Genomic DNA, 21,829 nt, shown 5'->3' on the forward strand with positions numbered 1-21,829 from the left:
ATACACGGAAACTTTACTATTTGTTCATATAAAGTTCATAATTAATTGTTATTATAAACACAGTTCGAAGAGAACTTCACTAACAGACGTTGTAATGTTCTTCATTACACATAAATTTTTTCATAATAATCGCCCCGGTAAACCACTACCGGGGCACTCCTCGTTTATAAGGGCTTTTGTCGGAAGGCCTTTTTATTTTGTCTAAAACTACCAGATAATAAGACTTCCCCCAAAAAACTCTGTGAGGAAGTGGCTTTTTCCACTATAAAAAATATGTTATACTAAGTTTGATATAACTTTTCAGGAGATTTATAGTTACAATTTATCTAAAATATTTGATATATCAGGAAAATGATTGTAATTGTTTGCAGGAAAGGTGAACAGCTGCAATTTATGAGAGGAGATAATACAGATCATGACTGAGTCAATGAAAGATTATGAAAAAGAACTGGAAGCTTCTATGAAGACAATAGAGGAAGGAGATATTCTTACCGGAAGTGTGATCAGCGTAGATGAAAAAGAGGTAATTCTTGATCTGAAATACTATGCAGAAGGTGTGATTCCGGCAGAGTATTTCAGCAGAGAACCAGGATTTAGTCTTAAGGAAAACGTACAGGAAGGTGATGAGATTTCTGCCACAGTAATCCGAAAAGATGATGGAAACGGAAATATTCTGCTTTCAAGAGTAGAGGCAGTGGATGTTCTTGCATGGGATAAACTGAAAGAACTGAAAGAAACAGGAGCAGTTCTGGATGTTGTAGTTAAGGGGATCACCAAGGCAGGTGTGATCGCATATGTGGAGGATGTCAGAGGATTTATCCCGGCATCCAAGCTTTCTCTTGAATATGTTGAAGATACAGAAGAATATCTGAATAAGCCAATTCAGGTACAGGTAATAGATGTAGACAAAGAAAGTAAGAAACTTATTCTTTCTGCCAAAGAGATCCTTCGTGAAAAGGCAGAAGAAGAACGCAGAAATAAAGTATCAAATCTTGAAATCGGCCTGATCACAGAGGGAACTGTTGAGAGTCTGCAGACATATGGGGCATTTGTAAATCTTGGAAACGGTCTTTCCGGTCTGGTTCATATCTCTCAGATCTGTGAGAAGAGGATCAAGAAGCCATCTGAAGTTCTTTCAGTGGGAGATAAGGTGAAGGTGAAAGTCACAGCGATCAAGGATGGAAAACTCAGTCTCAGTATCAAAGAGGCATCTGATATGATGGCAAAAGAAATCGAAGAAGAAGTTTATGAAGTTCCGGATGCAGGAGAACAGGCAACCACTTCACTGGGCTCTCTTTTTGCAAATATTAAACTGGATTGAAAGGATAGCGATCAATGAGAAATCAGGAGAAAATTTTTGTTATAGGACATAAAAATCCAGATACGGATTCTATATGTTCAGCAATTGCATACTGCGATATTAAAAACAGGACAAGTCAGAAGCAGAGATTTGTTCCGAAGCGTGCAGGTCAGATCAATGAGGAGACGGAATATGTACTGAGTCGCTTTGGTGTGCAGCCACCGGGATATTTAAGCAATATCGGAACACAGGTAAAGGATATGGATATCCGTATGAGTCCGGATGCAGACAAAAGTATGTCATTGAAGGCTGCATGGGATATCATGCAGGAAAACAGCATTGTTTCACTTCCGATCAGAGATAAGGAAGGTGCTCTTGAGGGTCTGATCACGATCGGTGATATTGCAAAGACTTATATGGATACTACGGACAGTTATCTTTTATCCAGAGCGAGAACACAGTATCAGAAGATTGCAGAAACTATCCATGGAGAGATCATTGAAGGAAATCCTCATGGATATTTTATCAAGGGACGAGTTATGGTGGGAACCGCGAACCCGGATAAAATGAAAGAGTACATTGAGGAAGATGACATGATCATCATGGGAGACCGTGAAGAAGATCATCTTCAGGCAATTGCCCAGAATGTGAGCTGTATTATTGTGGGACTTGGAATCCAGGTTACAGAAAATGTTGTGAAACTGGCTCATGAAAAGGATATTATCATCATCGCCTCACCATATGATACCTTTACAATTGCAAGACTGATCAACCAGAGTATTCCTGTCAGATATATCATGAAAACAGATAATCTGGTAACTTTTAATACCGAAGATTTTACAGATGACATACAGGATGTTATGATCAAGCATCGTCATCGGGCCTTTCCGGTCATCAACAAGAAAGGAAAATGTATCGGTACGATATCCAGACGTAATTTCCTGGGTATGCACAAGAAACAGGTAGTGCTTGTAGACCACAATGAAGTGGACCAGGCAGTTGATAATATTGAAAAAGCAGATATCCTTGAGATCATCGATCACCATAAACTCGGAACGCTGCAGACGGTTCAGCCGATCAGTTTCCGTAACCAGCCGGTAGGATGTACCGGGACGATCATGTATCAGATTTATGGCGAACAGAAGCTTGAAATCCCGCCTAAGATTGCAGGACTTCTGTGTGCTGCAATTATTTCAGATACGCTGATGTTCCGTTCTCCGACTTGTACACTGCAGGATAAGATGGCAGCAGGAGCACTGGCGCTGATCGCAGATATTTCTATTGAACAGTTTGCAAAAGAGATGTTCCGGGCAGGAAGCAATCTGAAGGATAAATCTCCGGAAGAGATTTTTTATCAGGATTACAAGAAGTTTATTGCAGAGGGAGACATCTGTTTTGGTGTTGGTCAGATCAGTTCTATGGATTCAGAGGAGCTTAAGGAAATTAAGGCAAGACTGCTTCCGTTCATGGTAAGTGAGTGTGGACGTCACGGAGTCACAAGAGTTTACTTTATGCTTACGGATATCATCACTCAGTCAACAGAGCTTCTGTTCTATGGAGAGGGAAGTCGGGAAATGGCGGAAAATGCATTCAAGATGGAACCGCAGGATGATGCATTTTATCTTGAAGGCGTAGTTTCCCGTAAGAAACAGCTGATTCCTCCGCTTATGGAAGCTGCACAGATGTCAGGCGAATATGCATGAACAAAAAGAACAGACAGGAGAATTTTGGAATAATGGCAAAACAGACCTGGAAGGCAGGAAATATGCTGTATCCGATTCCGGCAGTAATGGTGAGCGTTACAGATGGAGCAGGACAAGATGATATTATAACAGTAGCCTGGACCGGTACGATCTGTACAAATCCCCCGATGGTTTATATATCTGTCCGGCCAAGCCGCTTTTCACATCATATGTTGATGGAAACGGGAGAGTTTGTTATTAATCTGACGACAGAAAAACTTACTAGGGCTACTGATTACTGTGGTGTGCGTTCCGGCAGAGATGTCGATAAATTTAAAGAAACAGGACTCACAAGAGAAAAGGCTGAATTTGTAAAGGCACCTATGATCAGGGAATCACCGGTATCTATAGAGTGCCGCGTCACAGAAGTTAAGAAACTGGGATCTCATGATATGTTTCTCGCGGAAGTACTTGCGGTACATGCGGATGAAGAATATATGGATGAGAATAATCGCTTTGATCTCAACCGTGCACGTCCACTGGTATATTCCCACGGAGAATATCTTGGCACAGGAAAGAAACTGGGCACTTTTGGTTACAGTGTCAAAAAGCGGAGAAAAAGTGCGAAAAAATGAGGGTTATCAAAGAGGGATTGCAGAAACAGGGCATTTATGATAAAATGGGCGTTAAGCAATTTGTAAGAAATGGAACAGGAGAACGGACATTTTATGAATAACATAACATTGATAGGAATGCCTGGAGTTGGTAAGAGCACGATAGGCGTTGTCCTGGCAAAGGTATTGGGCTATCAGTTTCTTGATTCGGACCTTCTGATCCAGAAACAGGAAAGAAGACGCCTGCGTGAGATCATTGAAGAAGAAGGTTATACAGGATTCAAGGAAATTGAAAACAGGGTTAATGCTTCAATCGATGTAAATCATACAGTGATTGCGACCGGTGGAAGTGTCGTGTACTGTGAAGAGGCTATGAATCATCTGAAGTCTGTTGGAACAGTTGTATATTTGAAATTGTCTTTGGATTCCCTTTCAAAGCGTCTTGGCAATCTGCAGTGCAGAGGCGTTCTGCTTAAAGAAGGACAGACTCTTAAGGATCTGTACGAAGAACGTACTCCGCTTTATGAGAAATATGCAGATGTTGTACTGGAGGAAGAGGGGAAAGATTTGGAAGAAAGTCTTCATGACCTTTTGGAAATACTAAAAGAGAATTCAATTCAAAGTAACTAACAGGTAACTGTTCACAGGTACTGTCAGGAGTAAAGTGAACAGTCAGACTAACAATGGAGCGAAGGGGAACAGAGTAAATTTTTATTTACAAATGCTAAATCTGTGCTATAATACAGATTTTGAGAATGAGATTTATATCTGGCATTCGCTTCGACTTTCGGAGTGAAAATAATTATAGAGGTGCTTTATGGAACAGTATGTAATCAAAGGTGGCAATCCGTTAGTAGGAGAGGTTGAGATCGGTGGCGCAAAGAACGCAGCGCTGGCTATTCTTTCTGCTGCAATTATGACGGATGAAACTATTCTTATCGAAAATCTGCCTGACGTAAGAGACATTAATGTTTTGCTGGAAGCAATTGCCGGGATAGGAGCTCAGGTTGAGCGAATTGACAGATCCACAGTTAAGATTAACGGATCTACAATTGATGATATCAGTGTAGATTATGAATATATTAAGAAAATCCGTGCGTCTTATTATCTTCTCGGCGCATTACTTGGCAAGTATAAACATGCAGAGGTTCCGCTTCCTGGCGGATGCAACATCGGCAGCAGACCAATTGACCAGCACTTAAAGGGATTTCGTGCATTAGGAGCAGAGGTAAACATCCTTCATGGTGCAATTGTAGCAAAGACAGAGAACCTTCACGGAAGCCATATTTTCCTGGATGTTGTATCTGTTGGTGCAACGATCAATATTATGATGGCTGCTTCTCTGGCATCCGGACGTACTACGATCGAGAATGCGGCGAGAGAGCCACATGTCGTAGACGTGGCCAACTTTCTGAACAGTATGGGAGCAAACATCAAGGGTGCAGGAACAGATGTTATCCGTATCAAAGGAGTTGAGAAACTTCATCGTACAGAATACTCTATCATTCCGGATCAGATTGAAGCGGGAACGTTTATGTTTGCTGCTGCTGCAACCGGTGGAGATGTTACAGTAAAGAATGTTATCCCGAAGCATCTTGAAGCAACAACTGCAAAGCTTGAAGAGATCGGATGTGAGGTTGAAGAATTTGATGATGCGGTACGTGTACGTGCCGGAAAGAGACTTCACCGCACTCATGTCAAAACCCTTCCGTATCCGGGATATCCGACAGATATGCAGCCGCAGATCGCTGTTACACTTGCTCTTGCAGAGGGAACAAGTATCGTGACAGAGAGTATTTTTGAAAATCGTTTCAAATATGCGGACGAGCTTTCCAGAATGGGAGCAAATATTAAAGTCGAGGGAAATTCAGCAATTATTGATGGTGTTCGTAAACTGACAGGAGCAAGAGTCAGTGCACCGGATCTTCGTGCAGGTGCTGCACTGGTCATTGCAGGTCTGGCAGCAGATGGAATCACGGTTGTGGATGATATCGTTTATATCCAGAGAGGTTATGAGAACTTTGAGGAGAAACTGAGAAGTCTTGGAGCTGAGATCGAAAGAGTTTCCAGCGAGAAGGAAATCCAGAAATTCCGTCTTCGTGTAGGTTGATAAAAATTGTCGATCTGAACACTTGACAAGTATATAAAATAAGTTTATTGTATGTACGATGATAACTTTATAAAGCGGCCTTTTATTCAGAGTGGTGGAGATACAAAGGATCTGTGAAGCCACGGCAACCCCTCCCATAAGAGGAAGGTGCCAACCTGAGCGAGTGATCGAACAATAAGAGGATTGAGATGAAATTCAAGACAGTCCTATTGTTGGGGCTGTCTTATTTTGTTATACAGAAGACACTGGTAAATGAGTTGTAAGAAAGGAACAAATCATGGAGAAAATTTTATTTACATCTGAATCAGTAACTGAAGGCCATCCGGATAAAATGTGCGATGCCATTTCCGATGCCATTCTTGATGCAATCATGAAAGAAGATCCAATGGGTCGTGTAGCATGTGAAACAGCTACAACAACAGGTCTTGTACTTGTTATGGGTGAGATCACCACAAGTGCTTATGTTGACATCCAGAAGATCGTAAGAGATACCGTAAGAGAAATTGGCTATACCCGTGGAAAATACGGATTTGATGCTGAGACCTGTGCAGTTATCACTGCAATTGATGAGCAGTCCGTAGATATCGCACTTGGTGTTGATAAGGCTCTGGAGGCAAAGATGGGCGAAGACGAGATCGATGCGATCGGAGCCGGAGACCAGGGTATGATGTTTGGATATGCTTCCAATGAGACAGAAGAATATATGCCATATGCGATCAACATGGCACATAAGCTTGCACGTCAGCTGACAAAGGTTCGTAAAGACGGAACCCTGTCATACTTAAGACCAGACGGAAAAACCCAGGTAACTGTTGAATACAGCGAAGATGGAAAACCGATCCGTATCGATGCAGTTGTATGCTCAACACAGCACGATCCGGAAGTTACCCAGGAACAGATCCACGAAGATATCAGGAAATATGTCTTTGATGAGATTATTCCGGCGGATATGGTCGATGAGGATACGAAATATTTCATTAATCCTACAGGACGTTTTGTAATCGGCGGACCTCACGGCGACAGTGGACTTACAGGCCGTAAGATCATTGTTGATACTTATGGTGGAGCAGGCCGTCACGGCGGCGGTGCTTTCTCTGGTAAGGACTGCACAAAGGTTGACCGTTCAGCAGCATACGCAGCACGTTATGTGGCAAAGAATATTGTTGCAGCAGGACTGGCTGACAAATGTGAAATTCAGCTCTCTTATGCAATTGGTGTTGCAAAACCAACTTCTGTTAATGTTAATACATTTGGAACAGGAAAACTTTCTGATGGCAAGCTTGTTGAGATCATTCGTGAGAATTTTGATCTTCGTCCGGCAGGAATCATCCGTATGCTTGACTTAAGAAGACCAATCTACAAACAGACTGCTGCCTACGGACATTTTGGACGTACAGATGTAGATCTTCCATGGGAAAAACTGGATAAGGTTGATGATCTGAAGAAATATCTGTAAGACATGTTTTTTTCACTGTTTTTATAGAAAATTTAGAGATAGGAATATCTTGATATGATATAATGAACGCATATATAGCGAATACAGATTCGACATATATGCGTTCGTTTTTTCTATACTTTACTAATGTAAGAGGCGAGGATGCGTTATGAAATTAAAACAGAGGATCATACTTGGATTTCTGATGATCATACTTGTTCCGATGCTGCTGTTAGCCGCTGCCTTATATGGATTCAGCGAAGCTCAGCACAGGAATTCTGCCAGGAATGATACGATTCAGGAAGCAGGATATGACATTACGATCGGAGAAACAGATGGCAGTGATCTGGGAGTTCGGATCATGACGAAGGATCTGTTTTTTACGGCACTGATCATTCTGATATTTACCAGTGTGTCTGTAGGACTCTGGATATACAGAAGTGTAGCCACTCCACTGGTAAAACTGCGGAAAGCCACGCAGAATATCAAGGATGGCAATCTTGATTTTGTTCTTTCTGTGGAGGGAACAGATGAGTTTTCGGAACTTTGCAGGGACTTCGAAGAAATGAGAAGAAGGCTCAAGGAATCGGCAGAAGAAAAAATTGTTCTGGATAAAGAAAATAAGGAACTGATCAGCAATATCTCACATGATCTCAAAACACCGATCACAGCTGTAAAGGGATATGTTGAGGGTATTATGGACGGTGTGGCAGACACACCGGAAAAGATGGACCGTTATGTCCGTACAATCTATAATAAAACGGTTGAGATGGATCATCTGATCAACGAGCTTACTTTTTATTCCAAGATCGATACAAACCGTATTCCATATACTTTCAGTAAACTGAATGTAGAAGATTATTTTTCGGACTGTGCAGAGGAAGTTGGTCTGGAACTGGAGACAAGAGGAATTCAGCTCTGTTATGCCAATTATGTAGACAGTGATGTACAGGTCATTGCCGATGGAGAACAGATTCGAAGAGTGATCCATAATATTATCAGTAATGCCATTAAATATATGGATAAGGCAAAAGGAATGAAGGGCATCATACAGATCCGGGTAAAAGATGTCGGAGATTTTGTGCAGGTCGAGATTGAAGATAACGGAAAGGGGATTGCAGCCAAAGATCTTCCGTATATTTTCGATCGTTTTTACCGGACAGATGTTTCGCGTAATTCTGCAAAAGGAGGAAGTGGAATCGGCCTTTCAATCGTGCGAAAGATACTGGAGGATCATGGCGGTAAGGTATGGGCCACCAGCCGGGAGGATATTGGCACGATTATGTACTTTGTTTTGAGAAAATACCAGGAGGTACCTGTAAATGAGTAAGATACTGATTATTGAGGATGAAGAAGCAATCGCAGATCTGGAGAAAGATTATCTGGAATTATCTGGATTTGAGGTCGAGATTGCGACAAGAGGTGATATGGGCCTTGAAAAGGCTCTGAAGGAAGAGTATGATCTGATCATTCTTGATCTTATGCTTCCGGAAGTTGACGGATTTGATATCTGCCGTCAGGTACGTCAGGAAAAGAATATTCCGATCATTATGGTTTCAGCAAAGAAAGATGATATTGATAAAATCCGGGGGCTGGGACTTGGGGCAGATGACTATATGACGAAACCATTCAGCCCAAGTGAGCTGGTTGCAAGAGTAAAGGCCCATATGGAAAGATATAACAGACTTGTAGGCTCCAATGTGGCAAAGAATGATATTATAGAGATTCGTGGAATCAAGATTGACAAGACTGCCCGAAGAGTATGGATAAATGGTGAAGAGAAAACATTTACAACCAAGGAATTTGATCTTCTTACCTTTCTTGCAGAGAATCCAAATCGTGTATTTACCAAGGCAGAACTGTTTCGCCAGATCTGGGATATGGAATCTGTGGGAGACATTGCAACGGTCACTGTTCACATTAAAAAAATCCGTGAAAAGATTGAATTTAATACAGCAAAACCTCAGTATATCGAAACCATCTGGGGTGTAGGCTACAGGTTTAAGGTATAAAATTTATGGAAAGATTATATAGAGCATTAGAAAATTACAGCAGGGAAGATTATTATCCGTTTCATATGCCGGGTCACAAAAGAAATCCAGGAACCGTCGATACGAAACTGCCATTTGACCGGGATATCACGGAAATAGAAGGATTTGATAATCTGCACCATCCGGAGGGAATTCTGAAAGAATCTCAGGAAGCAGCGGCAGAGGTATATGGCACAAGAGAATGTTATTACAGCATCAATGGAAGTACAGCAGCACTCCTTGCAGCCGTTTCAGCAGCAGTGCCAGGAAACGGACAGATACTTGTTGCAAGAAACTGTCATAAAGCTGTTTATCATGCTCTGTATCTTAGAAATCTGACACCAACTTATGTTTATCCGCAGATGGACAAAAAGTGGTGGATAAACGGCGGAATTTCACCGGATAAGGTGGAAAGAGCACTGGCCGCGAATCCGGAGATCAAAGCAGTGCTGATCACTTCCCCCACTTATGACGGCGTAGTATCTGATATTGGGAAGATCGCAGAAATCGTGCACAGACATGAAATTCCACTGATCGTGGATGAGGCACATGGAGCACATTTCCATTTTTCAAATTATTTCCCGGTATCAGCGGCAGATCTGGGAGCAGATCTGGTTATCCAGAGTTTTCATAAGACACTTCCGGCAATGACACAGACAGCAGTTCTTCATAACTGCAGTGAGCGTGTGGACAGCAGACTGATTCGAAGATTTATGGGGATTTATCAGAGTAGCAGTCCGTCCTATATCCTGATGGCAAGTATAGATGCCTGTATGGATAAGATGGTTACGGATGGGAAAGAAATGTTCAGGGAATTTACCAAAATTCTTGAGAAGGCAAGACGAAGACTCTCAGAATGTAAGTATATCCGTCTGGTTTCTCCGGAAATCGGTTCAGCAGGAGTATTTGATTATGACCGGTCCAAGTTGATCTTTTCTACACGATATACTTCGATGACAGGAACAGAACTGGCACAGCTTCTTCTTGAGAAATATCACATTCAGGTAGAGATGCAAACGGAGCATTATGTACTTGCACTGGCAGCAGTTGGTGACAGCGAGGAAGGGTTTGAGAGACTGTGCCGGGCAATAGAAGAAATTGATCAGGAAGAATCACAGAAAAAGAGAAAAACAGAAGGACAGATTGCTGAAAGAGTTGCATATACATCTATGAATCAGCTTATGTCTGTCACTGAGGCGATGGAAGCGGAGAGTGAGGTTTGCAGACTGGAAGAAAGCGTTGGCAGGATATCTGCGGAATTTGGATATCTGTATCCGCCGGGAATCCCATTGATCGTTCCGGGAGAACAGATTACTGGACAATTTATCCGTAATATGAGAATATACATGGAAGAGGGATTATATCTGCAGGGACTGGAGGATTATACCAATGATACCATCCGTGTAATATCCCAGAATATTACGAAGGAGCAGCTAGGCTGATTTCATGGGAAAAATTTTTTATATTATGGGAAAAAGTGCCAGCGGTAAGGACAGGATATATTCACTGCTGGTGGAAAATAAAGAACTGAATCTTAAGAAGCTTATATTGTATACGACAAGACCTATCCGTGCAGGTGAGGCGGAAGGTGTACAGTATTATTTTACAGATGACAGCAGGCTTCAGGCGTTTGAGGCAGCCGGAAAGCTGATCGAAGCCAGAGCTTATCATACAGTTCATGGTATTTGGACATATTTTACTGCGGATGACGGACAGGTAGATCTTTCGGAGGGAAATTATCTGGGAATCGGTACACTGGAATCTTATGAGAAACTAAAAGCATATTATGGAGCAGAGTATGTAATACCAATCTATATTCAGGTAGAGGATGGGGAGAGATTACAGAGAGCACTGCTAAGAGAAAGAGAACAGGACAATCCAAAGTACGAAGAACTGTGCAGGCGCTTTCTGGCAGATCAGAAAGATTTTTCAGAGGAAAATATCCAGAAAACAGGAATTAAATTAAGATTTACCAATGATAATTTAGAATTATGTGTCAAAAATATTATAAATTATATAAATTCCTTTTCGCAGACAAAAATAGTTTTGAATGGGCAATAAAGTATGCTATAATGTAGAAATAGCGAACAAAGATTCGTATATAGAAACTATAAACGAGAGAGGTGATTCTGAATGGTTAGTTTCAACAATATTATCGGACATGAAGAAATCATCAGGCATCTGAAGAATGCTATGACGACAGGAAAGATATCTCATTCCTATATCTTTACCGGAAGACCAGGATCGGGAAAGAAGCTTCTTGCAACGACTTATGCAATGACTCTTCAGTGCGAGGCTGGGGGAACGGAGCCATGTCAGAAGTGTGATTCCTGCAAGAAAGCCATGGGTAAGAACCATCCGGATATTATTATGGTGAATCATGAGAAACCGGGAACTATTACCATCGATGAGGTGCGTGATCAGGTGATCCATGATGTAGCGATCAAGCCATACTGTAGCCAGCACAAGATATATATCATTCCGGATGCGGAGATGATGACAGTGCAGGCGCAGAATGCTCTTCTTAAAACAATTGAGGAACCGCCGGAATACGCTGTGATCATGCTGTTGACCAGCAATGTGGATGCTCTGCTTCCTACGATTCAGTCACGATGTGTAAGACTTGATCTGAAGGTAGTAGATGACAATCTGGTTAAGAAATATCTTATGGAGCGTCTTCATGTGCCGGATTATCAGGCAGAGATCGATGCATCTTTTGCACAGGGAAGCATTGGAAAGGCTCAGGAAGCGGCAACATCCGAAGAATTCAGTAAGATGACGGAGAATGCACTGAAGATACTGAAGTATGTAAACACTATGCAGACGTATGAGCTTACAGATGTGCTTCGTGCGCTTTCAGATAAGAAGCAGCATATAAGTGATTATCTGGATATTTTCCAGTTCTGGTTCCGTGATGTTCTGATGTTCAAGGCTACCAGAGAGATAGACAATCTGGTGTTCAAGCAGGAAATTAATTATATAAAGGAACAGGCGAGCCAGCGTTCATATGAAAATCTCGAAAAGATACTGGAGGCACTGGAAAAAACAAAGGTACGTCTGCGTGCAAATGTAAATTTCGAGCTTGCTCTTGAACTTCTGTTCCTGACGATCAGGGAGAGTTAGAATGACAAAGATAGTTGGAATCAGATTCAGAAATGTCGGTAAAATATATTATTTTGACCCGAAGAATTATAAGATGCAGGTGGGCGATCATGTGATCGTAGAAACTGCCCGCGGAGTAGAGTTTGGAAGAGTTGTACTTGGACCGAAGGAAGTCGGAGAGGACGAGGTGGTTCATCCGCTCAAAGAAGTATTAAGAGTGGCAACTCAGGCAGATGAAGACAGAGAGAAACAGAATCGTCTTAAAGAAAAAGACGCTTTTAAGATCTGCCAGAAGAAGATCCGTGAGCATGGCCTGGAGATGAAGCTGATCGATGCAGAATATACATTTGATAACAACAAAGTGTTGTTTTATTTTACAGCAGACGGAAGAATCGATTTCCGTCAGTTAGTCAAAGATCTAGCTGCGATCTTCAAGACAAGAATTGAATTGCGGCAGATCGGAGTCCGGGATGAGACCAAGATTCTGGGAGGAATTGGAATCTGCGGCAGATGTCTCTGCTGCCATACTTATCTCTCAGAGTTTGCACCGGTATCCATCAAGATGGCGAAGGAGCAGAATCTTTCGCTGAACCAGACCAAGATCTCCGGTGTATGTGGAAGATTGATGTGCTGTCTCAAGAATGAGCAGGAGACATATGAGGAACTGAATAAGAAGCTTCCGGGAATCGGAGATACTGTTACACTTCCGGATGGCATTCAGGGAACGGTTCAGAGTGTGAATGTACTTCGTCAGAGAGTCAAGGTTGTTGTTGAAGTAAACGACGAAAAAGAAATTCAGGAATTTCCGGTAGATGAACTGAAGTTTCGGGCGCGCAGAAAAAAGATTAAGATATCTGACAAGGAAATGAAGGAACTGGAAAAACTTGAGGATAAAGAAGGAGATATAAAATCTCATGGAAAGAAATCCGCAGACTGATCTGGTACATTTGGGAGAGCGGGTCGATGACCTGCAGAATGGATTTTATGTAATTCAGAATCCTGAGAAATTCTGTTTTGGAATGGATGCAGTTCTTTTGTCCGGTTTTGCAAAGATCAGAAATAATGCAAGAGTTCTGGATATGGGAACCGGTACAGGAATTATTCCGATCCTGCTTAAGAGCAGGGAGAAGGGAACACATTTTACAGGACTTGAGATACAAAAAGAATGTGCAGATATGGCGTCACGCAGTGTTGCGTATAATGGACTGGAATCTGCAATTGATATTGTATGCGGAGACATCAAAGAGGCTGCTGAAATTTTTGGAGCAGCTTCTTTTGATGTAGTGACAAGCAATCCTCCATATATGATAGGAGAGCATGGATTACGTAATCCGTATATGGCAAAGGCGATCGCAAGGCATGAGGTGCTTTGTACGCTGGAAGATGTAGTAAGTCAGGCCTCCAGAGTGCTCAAAGACAGGGGACATTTTTTCATGGTGCATCGTCCGTTTCGTCTTGCTGAGATTTTTCAGGTGATGATGAAATATAAGCTGGAGCCGAAGCGCATGCAGCTGGTATATCCATACATAGACAGAGAACCGAATATGGTGCTGATAGAAGCCTGTAAGGGAGGAAATTCAAGAATTACGGTAGAACGTCCTCTGATCGTTTACGAGAAGCCGGGAGAGTACACAAAGTCTATCCTGGAAATATATGGGATGGTATGATGCTATGGATAAGAACTTAAGAAGGAGAGCTGATTTATGAGCGGAAAATTATATCTTTGTGCAACGCCGATTGGAAATCTGGAAGATATCACTCTGCGTGTTCTGCGTACACTCAAAGAAGTAGATCTGATCGCAGCAGAGGATACCCGGAACAGTATTAAGCTGCTCAATCATTTTGAGATAAAAACGCCCATGACCAGTTATCATGAATATAATAAGATCGACAAGGCCTATACATTGATTGAAAAGATGCAGAGTGGGATGAATATTGCTCTGATCACAGATGCGGGAACACCGGGAATTTCAGATCCTGGAGAAGAACTGGCGGCAATGTGTTATGACGCAGGGATTGAGGTGACCTCTCTTCCGGGACCGGCAGCCTGCATTACAGCATTGACATTGTCCGGACTTGCAACCAGAAGATTTGCTTTTGAAGCATTTCTTCCGATGGACAAAAAGGAACGCAGGGAAATTCTGGATGAACTGGTGAACGAGACCAGAACGATCATAATGTATGAGGCACCGCATAAACTGGTCCGTACACTTAAGGATCTGAAAGAGACACTTGGTAATCGCAGAATGACACTTTGCAGAGAACTGACCAAAAAGCATGAAACGGCTTTTCACACAACAATTGATGAACTTATTATCCGTTATGAGAATGAGAAGCCGCTGGGAGAATGTGTCCTTGTGATAGAGGGTAAAAGCCGTCAGGAACTGAAAGAAGAAGAGATGGCTTCCTGGGAGGAAATTTCTATCGAAGAACATATGGAGATTTACGAAAAACAGGGATTCTCAAGAAAAGATGCGATGAAGAAGGTTGCAAAGGACAGAGGCGTATCCAAAAGAGAAATTTATCAATATCTTGTTCAGTAAAAGTAGGGACTGTGTTTCTGATTTTATGAGAAATACAGTTCTTTTTTTTGTACATTGATTTTGCGGTTTTAATGGAAAGAATGTAGTTTTTGTGCTATAATAAATTAGTATACGTATGTCCAATAGAGGACATGACAGGTGTTTTAATATAAATTGATTGAATGACAGGAGGCAGCACATGGGCGGAGAAAATACGGAGTACGGAGCGGACCAGATTCAGATTTTGGAAGGGCTGGAAGCGGTTCGTAAAAGACCGGGTATGTATATTGGAAGCACATCCAGCCGGGGTCTGCATCATCTTGTATACGAAATCGTAGATAATGCGGTGGATGAAGCGTTGGCCGGATATTGTACAGAGATTCAGGTAATCATCAACCCGGACAATTCCATTACTGTTGTCGATAACGGACGAGGAATTCCGGTAGGGCTCAACCACAAGGCAGGGATTCCGGCGGTAGAGGTTGTATTTACCATTCTTCATGCCGGTGGAAAATTCGGCGGTGGAGGATATAAGGTATCAGGAGGACTTCATGGTGTAGGCGCATCTGTTGTAAATGCTCTGTCCGAGTGGCTGGAGGTCACCATATATCGTGAGGGCAGAGAATATAAACAGCGCTATGAGAGAGGACATACAATGTATCCTCTTAAAAATATAGGCGAATGCGAACCGGAAAGAACAGGAACGACGGTTACCTTTTTGCCGGATAAAGAAATCTTTGAGGAAACTGTTTACGATTATGATATCCTGAAACAGCGCCTTCGCGAGATGGCATTTCTGACCAAAGGGCTTCGCATTGTCCTTAAAGATGAGAGAGAAGATTCCAAAAAAGAGAAAGTTTTTCACTATGAAGGTGGAATCAGAGAATTTGTAACATATCTGAACAAGAGTAAAGAGCCTCTGTATCCAGAGGTTATTTACTGTGAGGGAGAGAAAGATGGCGTTGCCGTAGAAGTGGCAATGCAGCATAATGATTCCTATACAGAGAACAGTTATGGATTTGTAAATAATATCAATACACCGGAAGGCGGTACGCATATCGTCGGTTTCCGTAATGCACTTACCAAGACCTTTAATGATTATGCGAGAAAGAATAAACTTCTTAAGGACAGTGAGCCGAACTTAAGTGGAGATGATATCCGTGAAGGGCTGACTGCGATCGTAAGTGTTAAGATTGAAGAACCTCAGTTTGAGGGTCAGACAAAACAGAAGCTTGGAAACAGTGAGGCACGAGGAGCAGTAGATTCTGTCGTAAGTAAGCAGCTTGAGATCTTTCTTGAGCAGAATCCATCTGTAGCAAAGGCTACTGTGGAGAAATCTGTTCTGGCACAGAGGGCAAGGGAGGCAGCACGTAAAGCACGAGACCTTACCAGAAGAAAATCAGCACTTGACGGAATGTCGCTTCCGGGTAAGCTTGCAGACTGTTCGGACAAAGATCCTAAGAATTGTGAGATTTATATCGTAGAGGGAGATTCAGCCGGTGGTTCTGCGAAGACCGCAAGAAACCGTGCGACACAGGCAATCCTTCCGCTTCGTGGAAAAATCCTTAATGTAGAGAAGGCACGTCTGGACAGAATTTATGGAAATGCAGAGATCAAGGCAATGATCACAGCATTTGGTACCGGTATCCATGAGGATTTTGATATCAGCAAACTGCGTTATCACAAGATCATCATCATGACAGATGCCGATGTTGACGGAGCACATATTGCAACACTTCTGCTGACATTTCTTTACAGATTCATGCCAGAGCTTATCAAGCAGGGATATGTATATCTGGCACAGCCGCCACTGTACAAGGTAGAAAAGAATAAAAAAGTCTGGTATGCCTATGATGATGCACAGCTGAACAGCATCCTTGAGGAAATCGGACGTGACAACAATAACAAGATCCAGCGTTACAAAGGTCTTGGTGAGATGGATGCAGAGCAGCTTTGGGAAACAACCATGGATCCGGAGAGACGAATTCTTCTCAAGGTCACTATGGATGAATCTGCTGCCTCTGAGATCGATCTGACTTTTACCACTCTTATGGGTGATAAAGTTGATCCAAGACGTGAATTTATCGAAGAAAATGCACGCTTTGTAGAAAATCTGGATATCTAGGAGAATAAAAAATGGAAGACAATATTTTTGACAAAATCCATGAGGTGGATCTACAGAAGACGATGGAGAAATCTTATATAGATTATGCCATGAGTGTTATTGCCTCACGTGCTCTTCCGGACGTAAGAGATGGACTGAAGCCGGTTCAGAGAAGAGTTCTGTATTCCATGATCGAATTGAATAACGGTCCGGACAAGCCACATCGTAAATGTGCCCGTATCGTTGGTGATACTATGGGTAAGTATCATCCTCATGGAGACAGTTCTATTTACGGAGCACTTGTAAATATGGCACAGGACTGGTCAACCAGATATCCTCTGGTAGATGGTCACGGAAACTTTGGGTCTGTGGATGGTGACGGTGCAGCTGCCATGCGATATACAGAGGCACGCTTAAGCAAGATTTCCATGGAGATGCTTGCAGATATTAATAAAAACACAGTTGATTTTCAGCCAAACTTTGATGAGACAGAGAGAGAGCCTGTCGTACTTCCGTCACGTTATCCGAATCTTCTTGTAAATGGTACTTCCGGTATTGCAGTTGGTATGGCAACCAATATTCCGCCTCACAACTTAAGAGAAGTAATCCAGGCAGTTGTTAAGATTATAGATAATATCATTGAAGAGGACAGAGGGACAACGATCGAAGAACTTCTTGATATCGTCAAAGGTCCGGATTTTCCAACAGGAGCAACCATTCTTGGAACAAGAGGAATCGAGGAAGCATATCGTACAGGACGTGGTAAGATCCGTGTCCGTGCGGTGACAAATATCGAGACACTGCCAAATGGTAAATCCCGTATTATCGTTACAGAACTTCCGTATCTTGTAAATAAAGCACGTCTGATCGAGAAGATCGCAGAGCTTGTGCGGGACAAAAAGATTGACGGAATTACAGATCTGAATGATCACTCCAGTCGTGAGGGAATGCGTATCTGTATTGATCTGCGCAGAGATGCTAATGCAAATGTTGTTCTCAACCAGCTGTATAAGCATACACAGCTTCAGGATACTTTTGGTGTGATCATGCTGTGTCTGGTTTCTGTAAACGGAAGTCTTCAGCCGAAAGTTCTGACTCTTCCGGAGATGCTTGAATATTACCTTGCACATCAGGAAGATGTCGTAACAAGAAGAACGAAATATGATCTGAATAAGGCACAGGAGCGTGCTCATATTCTGGAAGGTCTTCTTAAGGCACTTGATAATATCGATGAAGTGATCCGTATTATCCGTGCAGCAAGAAACGTTCAGATCGCAAAGCAGGAATTAATGGATCGCTTTGAACTGACAGATGTTCAGGCACAGGCGATCGTTGATATGCGTCTGCGTGCACTGACCGGTCTGGAAAGAGAAAAGCTGGAAGCAGAATATGCAGAATTAATGGAAAAAATCCGTAAATTACAGGCAATTCTTGCTGACAGAAATACTCTTCTTCGTGTTATCCGTGAAGAAATTCTTGCAATTGCAGAGAAATATGGAGATGAAAGAAGAACATCTATTGGATTTGATGCATATGACATTTCCATGGAGGACATGATCCCGAGAGAAAATACAGTCATTACAATGACAAAGCTTGGCTATATCAAGCGTATGACAGTAGATAACTTCCGTAGTCAGAATCGAGGCGGCAGAGGCATAAAGGGTATGCAGACCCTGGATGATGATTATATTGAAGAACTGATGATGACAACAACGCATCATTATGTGATGTTCTTTACCAACACAGGACGAGTATACCGTCTGAAGGCATATGAGATTCCGGAAGCAGGAAGAACAGCAAGAGGAACTGCAATTATCAATCTTCTGCAGCTGATGCCGGGAGAGCGGATCACATCAGTTATTCCGATCAGCAAGTTTGAAGAAGGACATTATCTGATGATGGCAACACGTAAGGGTCTTGTTAAGAAAACTCCGATTCGTGATTATGCAAATGTCCGCAAGGTAGGGCTTGCAGCGATTTCTCTCAGAGATGATGATGAGCTGATCGAAGTAAAAGCAACAGATGATAAGAAAGATATTATTCTTATAACGAAATATGGCCAGTGCATTCGTTTCAAGGAAACAGATGTAAGAAGCACAGGACGAGTTTCCATGGGTGTACGAGGCATTAACCTGCTGGATGGAGACGAAGTTGTTGCTATGCAGCTGAATACACAGGGATATTATCTCCTTGTTGTTTCTGAGAATGGTATGGGAAAGAGAACCTCTGTCAGTGAATTTACCTGCCAGAACCGAGGCGGTAAAGGCGTGAAATGTTATAAGATCACAGAAAAAACAGGAAATGTCATCGGAGCCAAAGCGGTAAATGAAGAAAATGAGATCATGATGATCACCACAGAGGGAATTATTATCCGTTTGCAGTGTTCTGATATTTCTATTCTTGGAAGAATTACATCAGGAGTAAAACTGATTAACCTTTCTGATGGAGTGACAGTTGCAAGCTTTGCAAAGGTCAGAGAAAAAGAAGAAGAAAAAGACAAAGAAGACAAGGAAAAACAGCCGACAGAAGAATAAAGGGGACGTTAGATCATCATGGAGAAGGAATATGTCTCATTAAATGGCAGCAGTAAAACTACCAAAAGCAGTAAGAATAGTAAGAGCCGCCAAAAAACAGGACGTTCAAAATCCAATGTCAGAAGATCTGCACTGGAAACGAAAAAAACTGGAAGTTCAAGGACCGGTATGCGTAATGTCAAGGTCAACGGAAGCAGTAAAGCAGCCAGTTCCAAAACTGTCAGAAACCGAAAAAAGAGCAGATCCAGAAAACAAGATATTCCCGTACAGTATATTGCGGGAGGAGTTATACTTGCAGTTCTGCTCATAGTGATTATTTTTGCTGTGAAGAGTTGCGGAGTCAGTCATAAGACACCAGAAAGAGTTGTTAAGGCACTGATTGAATCTTATGAGAGTGGAAATGAGAAGAAAGTCAGGAAATGCTATGGCGTAACGAAGGCGGATGATAACCTTCAGGCAGAGATGGATGCAACAGTAAAATATTTTGCTGCGCATTCACCGGAAAAAATCCAGATCAATAAATGTGATAAGATATCTCAGGATGGAAATTATACATTTATGTATATCACATATGATCTGGTTCTTAAGAATGGTCAGGCTTATCCATGTATCAGTACTTATATGACTCAGAAAAAAGAGGATGGTAAATATTATGTACTTACGCCATCAGAGATCACGAATGATATGAATAAGCAGGCGGCAGAAAAATATGCTCTGTTTATGAAATCAGATGCATATCAGGAATACACGGTTGCTTATGATAAATTCATTAAGAAAAATCCGGGATATGAAGAAAAAATTGCTTCAAAATTAAGTTAGCAGAAGCTTGGAAGGATGGTAGCAGCATGAAGAGAATCATAATGATGGTATTACGAAATCTTTTCTTTGTGCCTTATGGATGGTTTATGCTGAACTGGTATGCAGGGCATGTGGATGATTATCCCGAAGAAAAGAGATATGCATTGCTCAAAAAAATCGACAGAAGGGCAAATACAGGTGGGAATATTACCATTAAATCCTATGGGACGGAAAATATTCCTTCGGAGAATGGATTTATGTTTTATCCAAACCATCAGGGACTGTATGATGTTCTGGCGATCTTGGATGCCTGCCCGGTTCCGTTTTCTGTTGTGGCGAAGAAAGAAGTTGGAAATGTCCCGTTTTTGAAACAGGTATTTACATGTATGAAAGCCTTTATCATGGACAGAGAGGATCTGAGACAGTCCATGCAGGTAATCATCAATGTTACCAGGGAAGTTAAGAGCGGACGTAATTATCTTATCTTTGCAGAAGGAACAAGAAGTAAGAACGGAAACCATCCGCAGGAGTTTAAGGGTGGAAGTTTTAAGGCAGCAATGAAAGCGAGATGTCCGATCGTGCCGGTTGCACTGATCGATACCTATAAGGCTTTTGACACAGGCTCAATCGCACCTCTGACAGTACAGGTACATTTCCTCAAGCCGATGTATTATGATGAATATAAAGATATGAAATCAACAGAGATTGCAGCAGAAGTCAGAAGAAGAGTCGAGGAAACCATTCAGGAATATGGTGGATGGGACTAACTGAATATCTTATAACAAAAAACAGTCGGAAGTATTTTGCTTTCGGCTGTTTTTCATACTCATACAATCTCTCGTGCAAGTGCCTGCTGCATGACAACACAGTCTTTACTGTAGCGGCAGTTCCCGTATTCACAGCTTGAATCCAGAAGCTGAAGTCCTTGTGGAGATTGTTCAAATTCGCAGATTACGGTTTGTGTCATGTCAAAATTTCTGCAGTATCCAGTGAAAAACTCTTCTATGATCTCGCCCATAAACACACCTTCTTTCTCCTTGTTCTAGCCGGATCTGATCTGATTAATTTTAGTCTATCATAAAATTCTGGCGTTTCCAATATAAGGGTAAAAACAAAACAAAAAAATATTAAAATAAATATAAAAAAGGTGTTGACAATGTAAAACATGTTATGTATAATTAACCATGCGTTTCGGAAAGAAATGCGCTTCAAATTGCATAAGAGATTATGAATTCGGAGTCAGGAGAAGTACTCAAGAGGCCGAAGAGGTGCCCCTGCTAAGGGTATAGGTCGGGTAACCGGCGCGAGGGTTCAAATCCCTCCTTCTCCGTTTTGAAGTTAATAACTTCTGAAAAGAAATTAAAAAACTTCAAAAAAGTGCTTGACATTCAGAAATGAATGTGGTAAAGTAAACGAGTTGCTGATGAGCAACGAAATCACAAAAGAGTTCGAAAAAAAGTTTTGAAAAAACTTAAAAAAGTTCTTGACAAACAGAAACGAACATGATAAACTAAATGAGCTGTCGCAAGACAGTGAAAAATACCAAAGAACCTTGATAACTAAACAGTGAAACACATACGATTCTCGAAAATTCTTAA

At 41.8% G+C, this 21,829-nt stretch carries 19 protein-coding genes, 1 tRNA gene and 1 riboswitch; of the genes, 19 read left to right on the forward strand and 1 reads right to left on the reverse strand.

Annotation, left to right across the window (positions count from 1 at the left end):
• Positions 1–415: 415 nt before the first annotated feature.
• The 18 genes from LIR34_RS13385 (at position 416) to LIR34_RS13470 (ending at position 20,998) form a co-directional block, all read left to right on the forward strand.
• Entirely contained in the window at positions 416–1,321 is a 906-nt protein-coding gene (locus tag LIR34_RS13385; protein ID WP_173902995.1) for a S1 RNA-binding domain-containing protein, read from the forward strand.
• 14 nt (positions 1,322–1,335) lie between these two features.
• Positions 1,336–3,003: a putative manganese-dependent inorganic diphosphatase gene (locus LIR34_RS13390; RefSeq protein WP_161285484.1), complete on the forward strand. Its 1,668-nt coding sequence runs from the start codon at positions 1,336–1,338 to the stop codon at positions 3,001–3,003.
• A gap of 32 nt (positions 3,004–3,035) precedes the next feature.
• Positions 3,036–3,617 carry a flavin reductase family protein gene (locus LIR34_RS13395; RefSeq protein ID WP_161285483.1) on the forward strand — a complete coding sequence of 194 codons (582 nt, stop codon included), beginning with the start codon at positions 3,036–3,038 and terminating at the stop codon, positions 3,615–3,617.
• Positions 3,618–3,710: 93 nt separating this feature from the next.
• Positions 3,711–4,226 (forward strand): shikimate kinase, encoded by a 516-nt coding sequence (locus LIR34_RS13400; RefSeq protein WP_161285482.1) that lies wholly within the window; start codon positions 3,711–3,713, stop codon positions 4,224–4,226.
• Between the two features lie 187 nt (positions 4,227–4,413).
• Positions 4,414–5,706, forward strand: coding sequence for a UDP-N-acetylglucosamine 1-carboxyvinyltransferase (locus tag LIR34_RS13405; protein ID WP_161285481.1), 1,293 nt, complete (start codon positions 4,414–4,416; stop codon positions 5,704–5,706).
• Between the two features lie 79 nt (positions 5,707–5,785).
• Positions 5,786–5,887: riboswitch (SAM riboswitch) on the forward strand.
• Positions 5,888–5,983: 96 nt separating this feature from the next.
• Positions 5,984–7,162 (forward strand): methionine adenosyltransferase, encoded by a 1,179-nt coding sequence (gene metK / locus LIR34_RS13410; RefSeq protein WP_173902996.1) that lies wholly within the window; start codon positions 5,984–5,986, stop codon positions 7,160–7,162.
• 148 nt (positions 7,163–7,310) lie between these two features.
• Positions 7,311–8,471: a sensor histidine kinase gene (locus tag LIR34_RS13415; RefSeq protein ID WP_161285479.1), complete on the forward strand. Its 1,161-nt coding sequence runs from the start codon at positions 7,311–7,313 to the stop codon at positions 8,469–8,471.
• Positions 8,464–9,153: a response regulator transcription factor gene (locus tag LIR34_RS13420; RefSeq protein WP_161285478.1), complete on the forward strand. Its 690-nt coding sequence runs from the start codon at positions 8,464–8,466 to the stop codon at positions 9,151–9,153. Before LIR34_RS13415 ends, LIR34_RS13420 begins: the two co-directional genes overlap by 8 nt.
• Before the next feature lie 5 nt (positions 9,154–9,158).
• The gene (locus LIR34_RS13425) at positions 9,159–10,613 is read left to right on the forward strand and encodes an aminotransferase class I/II-fold pyridoxal phosphate-dependent enzyme (RefSeq protein ID WP_173902997.1); all 1,455 of its coding nucleotides are present in this window, start codon (positions 9,159–9,161) and stop codon (positions 10,611–10,613) included.
• Positions 10,614–10,617: 4 nt separating this feature from the next.
• Positions 10,618–11,232: a guanylate kinase gene (locus LIR34_RS13430; protein ID WP_173902998.1), complete on the forward strand. Its 615-nt coding sequence runs from the start codon at positions 10,618–10,620 to the stop codon at positions 11,230–11,232.
• 72 nt (positions 11,233–11,304) lie between these two features.
• Positions 11,305–12,294 carry a DNA polymerase III subunit delta' gene (holB, locus tag LIR34_RS13435; protein WP_173902999.1) on the forward strand — a complete coding sequence of 330 codons (990 nt, stop codon included), beginning with the start codon at positions 11,305–11,307 and terminating at the stop codon, positions 12,292–12,294.
• A gap of 1 nt (position 12,295) precedes the next feature.
• Positions 12,296–13,210 carry a PSP1 domain-containing protein gene (locus tag LIR34_RS13440; protein ID WP_161285474.1) on the forward strand — a complete coding sequence of 305 codons (915 nt, stop codon included), beginning with the start codon at positions 12,296–12,298 and terminating at the stop codon, positions 13,208–13,210.
• Positions 13,188–13,940, forward strand: coding sequence for a tRNA1(Val) (adenine(37)-N6)-methyltransferase (locus tag LIR34_RS13445; RefSeq protein ID WP_161285473.1), 753 nt, complete (start codon positions 13,188–13,190; stop codon positions 13,938–13,940). Before LIR34_RS13440 ends, LIR34_RS13445 begins: the two co-directional genes overlap by 23 nt.
• 36 nt (positions 13,941–13,976) lie before the next feature.
• Positions 13,977–14,816, forward strand: coding sequence for a 16S rRNA (cytidine(1402)-2'-O)-methyltransferase (rsmI, locus tag LIR34_RS13450; RefSeq protein WP_161285472.1), 840 nt, complete (start codon positions 13,977–13,979; stop codon positions 14,814–14,816).
• Positions 14,817–14,994: 178 nt separating this feature from the next.
• On the forward strand, positions 14,995–16,920 hold the full coding sequence (gene gyrB / locus LIR34_RS13455; RefSeq protein WP_173903000.1) for a DNA topoisomerase (ATP-hydrolyzing) subunit B: 1,926 nt from the start codon (positions 14,995–14,997) through the stop codon (positions 16,918–16,920).
• A gap of 11 nt (positions 16,921–16,931) precedes the next feature.
• Positions 16,932–19,433: a DNA gyrase subunit A gene (gene gyrA, locus LIR34_RS13460; RefSeq protein ID WP_173903001.1), complete on the forward strand. Its 2,502-nt coding sequence runs from the start codon at positions 16,932–16,934 to the stop codon at positions 19,431–19,433.
• A gap of 18 nt (positions 19,434–19,451) precedes the next feature.
• The gene (locus LIR34_RS13465; RefSeq protein WP_227240093.1) at positions 19,452–20,252 is read left to right on the forward strand and encodes a hypothetical protein; all 801 of its coding nucleotides are present in this window, start codon (positions 19,452–19,454) and stop codon (positions 20,250–20,252) included.
• 26 nt (positions 20,253–20,278) lie between these two features.
• Positions 20,279–20,998, forward strand: coding sequence for a lysophospholipid acyltransferase family protein (locus LIR34_RS13470; RefSeq protein ID WP_173903002.1), 720 nt, complete (start codon positions 20,279–20,281; stop codon positions 20,996–20,998).
• 59 nt (positions 20,999–21,057) lie between these two features.
• Here the strand turns inward: LIR34_RS13470 and LIR34_RS13475 are convergent, their stop codons facing one another.
• Positions 21,058–21,249 carry a ubiquinone biosynthesis protein UbiE gene (locus LIR34_RS13475; RefSeq protein WP_161285468.1) on the reverse strand — a complete coding sequence of 64 codons (192 nt, stop codon included), beginning with the start codon at positions 21,247–21,249 and terminating at the stop codon, positions 21,058–21,060.
• A gap of 224 nt (positions 21,250–21,473) precedes the next feature.
• On the opposite strand from LIR34_RS13475, the gene LIR34_RS13480 reads away from it, so the two are divergent.
• A tRNA-Ser gene (locus LIR34_RS13480) sits at positions 21,474–21,561 on the forward strand.
• Positions 21,562–21,829: the final 268 nt, after the last annotated feature.

Source organism: Blautia sp. MSK17_66, assembly GCF_020538025.1.
GTDB lineage: Bacteria > Bacillota > Clostridia > Lachnospirales > Lachnospiraceae > Blautia_A.

Bases quoted from the DNA above. Each gene is read 5' to 3' on its own strand.
- LIR34_RS13385 (WP_173902995.1), top strand. From the start codon at position 416: ATGACTGAGTCAATGAAAGATTATGAAAAAGAACTGGAAGCTTCTATG.
- LIR34_RS13390 (WP_161285484.1), top strand. From the start codon at position 1,336: ATGAGAAATCAGGAGAAAATTTTTGTTATAGGACATAAAAATCCAGAT.
- LIR34_RS13395 (WP_161285483.1), top strand. From the start codon at position 3,036: ATGGCAAAACAGACCTGGAAGGCAGGAAATATGCTGTATCCGATTCCG.
- LIR34_RS13400 (WP_161285482.1), top strand. From the start codon at position 3,711: ATGAATAACATAACATTGATAGGAATGCCTGGAGTTGGTAAGAGCACG.
- LIR34_RS13405 (WP_161285481.1), top strand. From the start codon at position 4,414: ATGGAACAGTATGTAATCAAAGGTGGCAATCCGTTAGTAGGAGAGGTT.
- metK (WP_173902996.1), top strand. From the start codon at position 5,984: ATGGAGAAAATTTTATTTACATCTGAATCAGTAACTGAAGGCCATCCG.
- LIR34_RS13415 (WP_161285479.1), top strand. From the start codon at position 7,311: ATGAAATTAAAACAGAGGATCATACTTGGATTTCTGATGATCATACTT.
- LIR34_RS13420 (WP_161285478.1), top strand. From the start codon at position 8,464: ATGAGTAAGATACTGATTATTGAGGATGAAGAAGCAATCGCAGATCTG.
- LIR34_RS13425 (WP_173902997.1), top strand. From the start codon at position 9,159: ATGGAAAGATTATATAGAGCATTAGAAAATTACAGCAGGGAAGATTAT.
- LIR34_RS13430 (WP_173902998.1), top strand. From the start codon at position 10,618: ATGGGAAAAATTTTTTATATTATGGGAAAAAGTGCCAGCGGTAAGGAC.
- holB (WP_173902999.1), top strand. From the start codon at position 11,305: ATGGTTAGTTTCAACAATATTATCGGACATGAAGAAATCATCAGGCAT.
- LIR34_RS13440 (WP_161285474.1), top strand. From the start codon at position 12,296: ATGACAAAGATAGTTGGAATCAGATTCAGAAATGTCGGTAAAATATAT.
- LIR34_RS13445 (WP_161285473.1), top strand. From the start codon at position 13,188: ATGGAAAGAAATCCGCAGACTGATCTGGTACATTTGGGAGAGCGGGTC.
- rsmI (WP_161285472.1), top strand. From the start codon at position 13,977: ATGAGCGGAAAATTATATCTTTGTGCAACGCCGATTGGAAATCTGGAA.
- gyrB (WP_173903000.1), top strand. From the start codon at position 14,995: ATGGGCGGAGAAAATACGGAGTACGGAGCGGACCAGATTCAGATTTTG.
- gyrA (WP_173903001.1), top strand. From the start codon at position 16,932: ATGGAAGACAATATTTTTGACAAAATCCATGAGGTGGATCTACAGAAG.
- LIR34_RS13465 (WP_227240093.1), top strand. From the start codon at position 19,452: ATGGAGAAGGAATATGTCTCATTAAATGGCAGCAGTAAAACTACCAAA.
- LIR34_RS13470 (WP_173903002.1), top strand. From the start codon at position 20,279: ATGAAGAGAATCATAATGATGGTATTACGAAATCTTTTCTTTGTGCCT.
- LIR34_RS13475 (WP_161285468.1), bottom strand. From the start codon at position 21,249: ATGGGCGAGATCATAGAAGAGTTTTTCACTGGATACTGCAGAAATTTT.